Source organism: Spirulina sp. CCNP1310 (assembly GCF_034932185.1).
In the GTDB taxonomy this organism is placed as follows: Bacteria; Cyanobacteriota; Cyanobacteriia; order Cyanobacteriales; family Spirulinaceae; genus Spirulina.
This window is the reverse complement of record NZ_JAYGHW010000110.1, coordinates 1-10,240: the sequence shown is the minus strand read 5'-3', so window position 1 is coordinate 10,240 and position 10,240 is coordinate 1. Positions and strand designations below refer to the sequence as shown.

At 54.0% G+C, this 10,240-nt stretch carries 8 protein-coding genes; 5 read left to right on the top strand and 3 right to left on the bottom strand.

What is annotated here, in order from left to right; all coding sequences use genetic code 11:
* On the top strand, nucleotides 1–2,077 hold a 2,077-nt coding region (locus tag VB712_RS20220), incomplete at its 5' end, for a SulP family inorganic anion transporter (RefSeq protein ID WP_323258143.1).
* Between the two features lie 46 nt (nucleotides 2,078–2,123).
* Here the strand turns inward: VB712_RS20220 and VB712_RS20215 are convergent.
* Nucleotides 2,124–2,378, bottom strand: coding sequence for a hypothetical protein (locus VB712_RS20215; protein WP_323258141.1), 255 nt, complete (start codon nucleotides 2,376–2,378; stop codon nucleotides 2,124–2,126).
* Nucleotides 2,379–2,744: 366 nt separating this feature from the next.
* Here VB712_RS20215 and VB712_RS20210 point away from each other — a divergent pair, with 366 nt between their 5' ends.
* The 3 genes from VB712_RS20210 to VB712_RS20600 all read left to right on the top strand — a co-directional run bounded on the left by VB712_RS20210 (nucleotide 2,745) and on the right by VB712_RS20600 (nucleotide 6,555).
* A complete protein-coding gene (locus VB712_RS20210) occupies nucleotides 2,745–3,824 on the top strand; it encodes an aromatic ring-hydroxylating dioxygenase subunit alpha (RefSeq protein WP_323258139.1) in 1,080 nt (359 codons plus the stop codon).
* A 181-nt stretch (nucleotides 3,825–4,005) separates the two neighbouring features.
* On the top strand, nucleotides 4,006–6,081 hold the full coding sequence (locus tag VB712_RS20205; protein WP_323258137.1) for an IMS domain-containing protein: 2,076 nt from the start codon (nucleotides 4,006–4,008) through the stop codon (nucleotides 6,079–6,081).
* Between the two features lie 213 nt (nucleotides 6,082–6,294).
* Nucleotides 6,295–6,555, top strand: coding sequence for a type II toxin-antitoxin system HicA family toxin (locus tag VB712_RS20600; protein WP_416236418.1), 261 nt, complete (start codon nucleotides 6,295–6,297; stop codon nucleotides 6,553–6,555).
* Nucleotide 6,556: 1 nt separating this feature from the next.
* On the opposite strand, the gene VB712_RS20200 is transcribed toward VB712_RS20600, so the two are convergent.
* Both VB712_RS20200 and VB712_RS20195 read right to left on the bottom strand, forming a co-directional pair.
* Nucleotides 6,557–6,982 carry a type II toxin-antitoxin system VapC family toxin gene (locus VB712_RS20200; protein ID WP_323258135.1) on the bottom strand — a complete coding sequence of 142 codons (426 nt, stop codon included), beginning with the start codon at nucleotides 6,980–6,982 and terminating at the stop codon, nucleotides 6,557–6,559.
* A gap of 15 nt (nucleotides 6,983–6,997) precedes the next feature.
* A complete protein-coding gene (locus tag VB712_RS20195; RefSeq protein WP_323258133.1) occupies nucleotides 6,998–7,240 on the bottom strand; it encodes a hypothetical protein in 243 nt (80 codons plus the stop codon).
* Nucleotides 7,241–7,349: 109 nt separating this feature from the next.
* Between VB712_RS20195 and VB712_RS20190 the strand changes: the two genes are divergently transcribed.
* Nucleotides 7,350–10,106, top strand: a complete 2,757-nt coding sequence (locus VB712_RS20190) for a CHAT domain-containing protein (protein WP_323258131.1) — start codon at nucleotides 7,350–7,352, stop codon at nucleotides 10,104–10,106.
* The last annotated feature ends 134 nt before the right edge of the window (nucleotides 10,107–10,240 follow it).

The following is a 10,240-nucleotide window of genomic DNA, read 5'->3' as shown; positions in this document are numbered from 1 at the left end:
GGAGGGGGGGGGGATGGCGGTGTTGAGTACGGGGGTGGTGAGCGTGGTGGCGGCCCTCACCAGCGGCCTGCCGGGGATGATTGCCACGCCTCTAGCGGCCCCGACGGCCATTCTGGCGGTGATGGCGGCCCAGATTGCGGCCCAAATGGCGGGGGAAGAGGGGGTATTTTTAACGGTTTCGGTGGCGATCGCCCTCGCCTCCTTCCTCACCGGCAGTTTCCTCTTCAGCTTGGGAATGTTCCGGGGCGGCGATGCGATCCGGTTTATCCCCTATCCTGTGGTGGGGGGGTTCATGGCGGGAACAGGGTGGTTATTGGTGGATGGCTTTTTTCAGGTGACGAGTGATCAACCCCTGACTTGGGCCGCGTTACCGGCCTTGGGAGCCGCTTGGCCCTATTGGAGCGTGGGGCTATTGTTTACGGCGATCCTCTTGGGGCTATCGGAGCGATTTAAACATTATTTGGTGATGCCGGGGACACTCTTGGCCCTGATTGTCCTCTTTTACGGTTGGCTGTGGGTGAACGAGATCCCCATTGAGACGGCCCGGGGGGCGGGGTGGCTCTTGGGGCCATTCCCGGCGGGGGGCCTATGGCAGCCGGTGGGGTTGGGGGCCTTGGGAGGGGTGGATTGGGGGGCGATCGCCCCCCAAACCGGCAGCATGATCACCGTCGCCCTTGTTAGCCTCCTCTCCTTAGTTCTGAGCAATAGCGGCATTGAATTGGTCGTGGGGCGGGATCTCAACCTCAATACCGAACTGCGATCCATGGGTTTAGCCAGTTTAATCGCCGGGTTTGGCAGTGGCATGGTGGGCAACCAAGCCCTCCCCAGTACGCTCTTGGTCCATAACATTGGCGGCCATAGTCGGTTAACGGGGGCGATCGCCGCCCTCCCCTGTTTAGCCGTTTTGGCTCTGGGTTCCGGGTTCCTCGCCTATTTTCCCAAGCCCGTCCTTGGCTCGTTACTCCTCTATCTCGGCCTCACCCTCCTCTACAAATGGTTGATCCAATCCTGGGCCATCCTCCCCACCATGGACTATCTCACCGTCGTCGCCATGGTCGTGGCCATCAACCTGTTTGGCTTTTTACAAGGGATTGCCGTCGGGTTTATCCTGTCCGTCCTGCTGTTTATGTATCACTACAGCCATGTGGATGTGGCCAAAGAAGTGCTATCGGGAGCCACCACCCGCAGCAATGTGGAGCGCAGCGGCGCAGAATTGGCCCAACTCAAGGCCCAAGGCGATCGCATTTTTATCCTAGAACTCCAAGGTTTCCTCTTTTTCGGCACTGCCAACTATCTACTTAAACAAGTAAAACAGCGCCTAGGGGATGGCGAGCCGTTGCAATTTATTGTCTTGGATTTTCGCCAAGTGACCGGCGTTGATGCCTCAGCGGTGTTGAGTTGCCGCAAGATCCGCACCTTAGCTCAACAGCAGCAGATCACCCTCGTTTTTACCAATCTTGCCCCCGTCTTTCGCGCCCAATTAGAGCAGGGCGGCGCAATTCCCCCCCAGGAAAACTATTGCTCCCTTGATGCCGGGGGAAGTTGTCAGTTTTTCGACGATATTGATCGCGGCTTGGAATGGTGCGAAAACCTGCTATTGGCCGCCAATCTAGGCATAGAGGCAGACTTCCCCACCATCTTGATGGAGAAATTTCTCCCACCGGAACAGGTGGCAACATTTTGCACCTATTTGGAGCCGGTCACATTAGCGGCGGGGGAACGGGTCTATGGGTATGGGGAGGCCGTTGGTGATGACGGCGCAATGGCAGATCGCCTCTATTTCGTTGCCTCTGGTCGGGTGAGCGTTCTCTTAGAACTCCCCGATGGCAAAACCAAACGACTCCAAACCGTGACCCAGGGTAATTTATTGGGGGAAATGCGGTTTTATGGCAAACCTCCCCTGTCCAATGCAGTGGTGGCGGAGGTAGAAACGCAACTCTACGGTTTGAGCCAGGCCAGGTTTCAGCAGATGCAGCAGGCACATCCTGCCCTAGCACGACAGTTGGAGGGATATATTGTGCGGATTTTATGCGATAGTCTCACGCGCCGAGAACAACAACTTCGAGTGATGCGCTAGGGGTGAACCCTAGCCTAGGGTGGGAAAATCCCCCCAGGATAGGGGTTTAGGCGCAGGCGAAAGCCGGTTGATACCGTTGGGCTTTGTACTGTTTATCCAGCTTGTCCAACGTGTAGAAGATCCGGGTCAGCATATTGCGATGATCTTCGCCCAAGTTTTGATCCTGTTTGAGGGTGTAGAGGATCTGATACTCAATGTTGGTGAGGGTTTTAACCTGATGGATTTTGCTATAGATCTCGTAGAGGGTCTCGCTGAGTTGGATGCGTTGATTCACTTGGGGGAGCATTGTGAGGGTAGCCATGAGACACCTGCCTAGGGTTGCTGGATCGTGTTCTTCAATCATGTAGATTAAGGGGGAAATGTGAAAAACTTGGGAATGTCAGCATCATTTTACATTTCTTTACCTATTTTTAAGCTTTTTTTTAGATTTGATTTTCTGACATCAAAGATAAATATTGCTTTTGATTCCAGAATTTGAATTTTTTGGTATCAATAGCTACAGAAGCTTGGGGGTTCAGTATCAAAAACTACAAAATAATCCAATGAATCTAAATTTACTCACCATTGCCCCCAGCGATCGCGTTGAAAATAGGCCAAACTATGCAGGCCGGCCCATGGGAAGCCACCGGGCCATTGTCCAATTGAGTTCAGCCCCTTACCCCCTGCCATGAGTACATCAACTCCGCTCCCCTCTGTCCCTGCCCTCCCTCAACTGCGCACCTGTGGAATTAACCGTCACCATTGGTATGGGGTGGCCCAAAGCAGCGAAGTGGGGGCTAAACCCGTGGCGGTGATCCTCTGGGGAGAGGCGATCGCCCTCTATCGCGATCGCCAAGGCCAGGTTCACGCCCTCGAAGACCGTTGCCCCCATCGTCATGTGAAATTGAGTGAGGGGGCCGTTGTGGGGGAGGCGATCGCCTGCGCCTACCACGGTTGGCACATCGGCCCGGCGGGGAACTGTACCGAGATCCCCTATTTAGGTGCAGAGCAGAAGCTCCCCACCTGCCGGATCAAAACCTACCCCGTGCGGGAGCAGGACGGGTTTATCTGGCTTTTTGGTGGATCGGGGGATGGCACAGATGTTCCCCTCATGGGCTTGCCAGAATGGGATCACCTCAATTACATCGCCTCCTGGACCACCATCGACTGTCCCGGCCATTTTTCCTACCTGATTGAAAACCTTATGGATATGCACCACGGCCATCTCCATGACAATTACCAGGCCTGGGCAGAAGCCAAGCTAGAGCGCATCGAAACCCAGAGCCAACGGGTGGATGCCTATTACGAAGCCCAGAGCTACTACAAAATCGATAAAATCTGGTCTGTCTCTCAACTGTTTATTCCTGCCCTGCGCCAGCTTCACCCCGAACCCCTGACGGTGAGCTATATCTATCCCCATTGGGCTTCGAGCTTGGGGAATGATTTTAAAATCTATTGCCTCTTTTGCCCCGTCAGCCCCACCCACACCCGCGCCTACTTAATCCATTTCACCTCCCTCAATGCCTTCTGGCGGCTCCATAAACTCCCCATCCCCTTTCGCCGCTGGGTGAAAAATAGCCTCTTCAATTCAGCGCGGGGGCTACTCGATGGGTTAGTGCGTCAGGATGTGGCGATGATTGCCCAGGAGCAGGCGGCGTTTTTAGCCGATCCCCAGCGGAAGGGCCAGGAAGTGAATCGGGCGATCGCCCCTGTGCAACGCTTAATCTGGCAAGAGAGCCAACAGCCTTTTAAGGAGGAGAGAGGATAGAGCAAAGAGGATAGAAAAGAGAATTAGGGGAGGGCGAAAAATTTTTCGCCCCTACATCTTCCAACCCATAGGCCAAAGTTCAGCATTCCCCGGCAAAGGATGATGTTAAGATAACTTCGTTTCATGCCGGTTTGTTTCGGCTTACTGAAAAGTTTTCGCCACACGGCTGGGAGAATTGACTGTGCGCATTCCGCTGGATTATTACCGAATCTTGGGGATCCCCATTCAAGCCGATGGCCAGCAATTGAGTCAGGCTTACCATGACCGCGCCCTGCAATTGCCCCGGCGGGAATATAGTGATTTGGCGATTAATACCCGCAAGCAGTTGTTGGATGAAGCCTACAGCGTCCTCGCCAACCCGGAGGAGCGATCGCGCTACGATGCCAACTTCCTCAACTCCCCCGATCCCCAGTCCCCCAGCTTAGAGATCAACAATAACCAACTGTTGGGGGCGTTGCTGCTCCTCCATGAATTGGGGGAATATGAACTGGTGTTACAACTGGCCCAACCCCTCATTGATCCCAAGGCCAAACTCCCCCCAGAACAAGCGGAATTGGTCAACAATCGCTTGGTTCGCGCTGATATTGTCCTCACCCTCGCCTTAGCGAGCTTGGAATTGGGACGGGAACAATGGCAACAGGGGGCCTCTGAACAGGCGGCCCACACCGCCCACTATGGCCAAGAATTGCTCCTGCGAGAAGGGCTATTTGCCAATATTCGCGGCGAAATTCAAGCCGATCTCTATAAACTGCGGCCCTACCGGATTTTGGAACTGCTCACCCGTGAAAATGGCGATGAAGCCAGTCGGGCCCAAGGCATGAAGGTTTTATTAGAGATGCTGGAAGACCGGGGCGGCATTGATGGCACGAAAGATGATCAATCGGGGCTAGATCTAGACGATTTTCTCCGGTTTATCCAACAACTCCGCAGCTATCTCACCACGGCAGAGCAGCAGGAATTGTTTGAACTGGAAGCACGGCGGCCCTCGGCGGTGGCGATGTATTTGGCGGTCTATGCCTTGATTGCGCGGGGGTTTGCCTATGGCCAGCCCCAATTGATTGCCCAGGCTCAGGATTGGCTGGGACGGTTGGGACGGCGGCAGGATGTACATTTGGAGCAAGCGATCTGTGCATTGCTGTTGGGCCAAACGGAAGCCGCCAATCGGGAATTAGAGCAAAGCCAAGACCATGAACCCTTGCAGTTTATTCAAACCCATTCCCAGGATGCGCCGGATCTACTGCCGGGCTTGTGTCTCTATGGGGAGCGTTGGCTGCAAACGGAGGTGTTTCCCCATTTTCAAGATTTAGCCTATCAAACGGTGGCGTTAAAGGATTACTTTGCTGATGCATCGGTGCAAAGCTATTTAGAGCAGCTACCGGGGGAGGGGGAAACGCCAGGAACGCAAAATCAATGGGCAGTGGTGGAATCCCATCTGACGGCGGCGGCCATGGCTCCGAATCCGGAGCTAACGGTGGGGGCGGCGTTGCAGGCGGAGGCCGCTGCTGCGGCCAATCCGGCGATTCCGCAAGCGGCTGTGTTGGAAACCCCCCGGCCCCCACGGCTGAGGGAACGCCCCCCCGTTTCGGAGGCAGAAATGCCGGTGGCAAGGCGATCCGCGTCAGCGCACCCATCGCCCCGTCGTTCTCCCCGCTCGAAACAAACCCCTCGGCTGATTCTCCTGGGGGCGGGGGGAGTGATTGGGGTGGCGATCGCTGGTTTCCTCATCGCTCAACTGTGGCAATTGTTATTCAATCGGCCGGAAGAAGCGATCGAAACACCAATTCCGGAAGTCACCCCCCTGGCGATCGAACCCCCTGCACCGGAAATCCCCGATCCCAATGCGCCCCCTACCCCCATTGCAGCCACCGATCCTTTAGATCTGACAACCGGGGGGCAGGTGGTGGAAACTTGGCTAAAGGTGAAAACCTTGGCCTTTGGCCCTGATTATCAGGTGGAAGCATTAGACCTCATTTTGGCTGAACCCCTCCGCACCCAATGGCGACAATTAGCGGAAGGATTACAGGGGAACAATACCTATCGGGAATATGAACACCGGGTCGAGGTGGAAACGGTGAATGTTGATCCCGACGATCCCAATCAGGCAGTGGTGGAAGCGGCAGTGCGGGAGGCTTCCACGGAATACGTCAATGGCCAACCCAATCCGGCGGCTTCCTATGATGATAATTTACGGGTGCGGTATGAGGTGGTGCGCGAGGGTGAGCAATGGCTGATTGAGAATATGCAGGTTTTGCAATAAAAACCCCTCCCCGCATTCAGGGGTGCGGGAAGGGGAGCAAAATCAGGGTGCATCTACCATTCCTTAGTACCCCTAGGTTCAGAATAGATCCGGAGATTTTTGGTCTGGTTTAAATTTTTTGGGGCAATGGGGGGAGAGAGGGAGGGAATGGGGCAACTTCATTTCTGAGTTGGGGGGGGGGCAGAATGGGCGTGCTGTTTTGGCGTTGGGGCGATGAAGGTCAAGGATATCATCAAAATTTTAGAAAATGATGGATGGTATCACGTTCGGACAAAGGGGAGTCATTGGCAATTTCGCCAATTGATGCCTTCCTTGCGTCATGTTGGGGGCAAAGAAACCGGGTTTCAGGGATGTTGTAGCGGGGAAGGGGTTGGTGCAAGAAACCCGGTTTCAAGTTTGCGGTTTGAAACCGGGTTTTTGGGAGGGTTTGGGCGGGAAATGAGGGGATGGGGGCAACCCGGTTTCTGGATTTGAGTTAGTTGATTGACCAGTTTTCGATAGAGAGTTCTTGGATGATGCCAAAATCAGACTCGTTACAAGTGAGGAGGGTGGCATTTTGAACCAGAGCAATGGCAGCTATTTTTAAGTCCATATTCCCTAAACGGGGGTAGGTTTTACGGAGGCGTTGATGTTCAATAGCAGCCGGATAATCGAAGGGTAAAATGGGAATATGGCAATAGTCTTTTGCTGTGGTTTGTAGTCCTTCATAGGCGATGATCTGTTGTTCAATGGTTTTGGTTTGAGATAGAAAGCTGAGTCTGCCTCTAATTTGTTCTTCGTAGGTGATGACCGTGACAGCAACTTCAAGGCGATCGATGCTGGCTATTTTTGTCAAGATCCGTTGACCGGGTTGGCTATTGCGTTGGATGAGGCTCAGATGGTCGGTATCGAGAATATACATTGGGTTAGGCTGATTTTAGGGGGCGGTTTTGCGCCATTGTTGGCCGAGTTGCATAGCGGTTTCAAAGGTGGGGTCGTTGGCGTGACTCCCGGTAATCTGTTCCCACCAGGGTTTGGGTGGGGGGGTGAGGGTGGCGAGGAGTTGTTGGATTTGGGTGAGTTGGAGTTCTAGATTGGTGACTCGTGTTTCGATGGGTTGGGGTTGTTGTTGGGTGGCCATGGTTCGGGTTTGTAGGGATTGGGGTTTAAGAATGATCATAGGTTTGGAACCGGGTTTTTGGGAGGGTTTGGGGGGGAAATGGGGGGATGGGGCAACCCGGTTTCTGGGTTGGGGGGTAAAATGGGGGTGTTGTTTTGGGGTTGGGGCGATGGATGAACAACGGATGGGGGCTTATCTTGCGCTGATTCAAGAACTCTTGAATTGTCCCAGTGGGGAGGAAAATGATGTCCTCAACCGTCATCAGGAGTTGCTGGATGAGGGGTTTGTGCAGGTGTGTGAGCAGAGGGCGGCGCAGTTGCAGGGGGAGGGACGGGAGAACGCGGCGGGGTTTTTGCGAAATGTGGCGCAGGCGGTGGGGGCGTTTTTGGCGAGGGAGGGGACGGGGGGAAATCAGCAAGGGGTATTACAGCAATTTTGGCGGCAACTGCTACAAGCGGAAAGGCAAAGCGGAGGGGATGAAGCAGCAGTGCATCAGGTGATGCGGCAAAATATGGGGTTGATTGTTCCCACCTTGGGGGATACCATTGCCCAGTTTGTGCAAGGATATCTGGCTGAGAATCCCGACGAAGCAGAAGGGATAGCAAATTTAGTAGAAAATACCTGCATCAGTATTGGACAATTTCCCTATGGTCGCTATGCAGAAGCGTTAGAAATTGCCATCCGGGGCTATGGGGTGGTGCTGGAACTGCGGGCGGATAACCCCCCAAAACGCGCCCAAACCCTGAATGTCCTCGGACTTGCCCGCAGCACCCAAGCCGAGATGGGCATCAACCCCGCCCCCAATCTCGATGGGGCGATCGCCGCCTACGATCAAGCAGCAGAGATTCGGCGGCGGTTGAAGTTAGAAAAAGACCTCTCCACAACCCTGACTAACCTCGGTTCTGCCCACCTCACCCAAGCCCAGAGGGGCATCAACCCTGCCGCCAATCTCGATAGGGCGATCGCCGCCTACGATGAAGCTGCACAGATTTGGCGGCGGTTGAAGTTAGAAAAAGACCTCTCAATGACCCTGAATAATCTCGGTCTTGCCCGCCAAACCCAAGCCGAGATGGACATCAACCCCGCCACCAATCTCGAAGGGGCGGTCGCCGCCTACGATGAAGCAGCAGAAATTCTGCGGCGGTTGGGGTTAACCCGCAACTTAGCAACAACCCTGAATAACTTTGGTTTTGCCTACCGAGCGCAATCTCGCCTCGCTGGGAACAGTTCCACCCAGACCCAACAAGCCCTAGAAAATGCCTACCAGAGCTTCCAAGCAGCCCTAGACCAGGTGGAATATCTCCGGGGTGAAATTGGCGCGGATAGTGAGGGCTATAAACGCAACTTTAATGAAGAATGGAACAAAGTTTATCTCGGCATGGTGGAAGTGTGCCTAGAATTGGGTCGATACCAGGATGCCATTGAATACGCAGACCGCAGCAAAGCCCGTAACTTGGTGGAACTCATGGCCACCCGTGACGCATATCCCGGCGGCGTGATCCCCGAAAACATCCGCCAACGGTTGGATGAACTCAAAATCGCCATTGCCCAAGCAGAACGCCGCCTACAACAAGGGGAGAACCTAGATCCGGAACACCTCAACCAACTCCGGCAAGAAAAACAACAACTCGAACCCTACAAACCCCTGCATTTCGACACAATGCAAGCCTTACTCGATGAAGAAACCGCCATTTTAGAATGGTACATTTTGGGGGATAAGTTTCTTACGTTTATCCTAATGCCCGATCCTCCCCTAACCCCCCCTTCAGAAGCAGGGGGGATCACACTCTGGACATCTTCCAAGGAAGACCGGGATCAACTCATCGACTGGACAAACGCCTATCTCAAAGACTACTACACCAACAAAGACCAATGGCGCGAAACCCTAGCCCAACGCCTCGAAGAACTCCCCAAAATCCTCCATCTCGATGAAATCCTTGCAAACCTGTTTAAAACCTTCCCCACCTGCCAAAAACTGATCCTCATCCCCCACCTTTACCTCCACCTCTTCCCCCTCCACGCCCTACCCATCACCATCGAAGAGGGCGCAAACATGGAGGGCGGATGCAATTCGCCCCTACAGGATGACCCCGTAGGGGCGCAACGCTTGCGCCCAATCCCCCTACAAGACCTATTCCCCAACGGAATCGCCTACGCCCCCAACTGCCAAGTCCTCCAACAGGCCCAAAACCGCATCAACCAACGTCCCCACTTTAACCAACTCTTCGCCATCCAAAACCCCACCCAAGACCTTCAATTCACCGATATCGAAGTCGAAGCCATCCAAACCCTCTTTGACCCCCACCACACCCTCAAACACGACCAAGCCGAAAAAACCGCCATCGATCCCCAAACCCTCAAAAACGCCCACTGTACCCACTTCTCCTGTCACGGCTACTTCAACTTTGAAAACCCCCTCAAATCCGCCCTTATCCTCGCCCAAAGCGAATTTACCCCCCCACCCACACCCGACGACACCACCCGCTACCTCCCCCTCAAAAAGGGCAAATTCCTCGACCTGCAAAAATGCCTCACCCTAGAAGATATCCTGCGCCTTGACCTGGGCAACTGTCGCCTCGTCACCCTTTCCGCCTGCGAAACCGGCATCACCGACATCTCCTCCACCAGCGATGAATATATCGGCCTTCCCAGCGGCTTCATCCTCGCCGGTTCCCCCAACGTGATCAGCACCCTCTGGACAGTAGCCGACATCTCCACCGCGATTTTCATGATTCACTTTTATCAAACCCTGAAAAATCAGCCTGATCTCGCCGTGGTTCTGGCATTACAGCAAACTCAGAAATGGCTGCGGGAAGCCACAGTCACAGATTTGTTAAACTGGACTGATGGCTGTGAAGCGATTAGCTCAGAACGGCAGGAGGAAATCAAAGACGTTATCGATGGGTGCATCTCAATTAGGAGATGAGTAAATATAGGGAACCTCGAAAAAAAGATTGTGTTTGCAAAGTACTCGTTCAAAACCCTTTGTCAGAAGTAAATCAGTTCTATTTTTGTGACTTATCCTCTCTTCACACCATCCGTTTCTCTCCAATCTCCCAG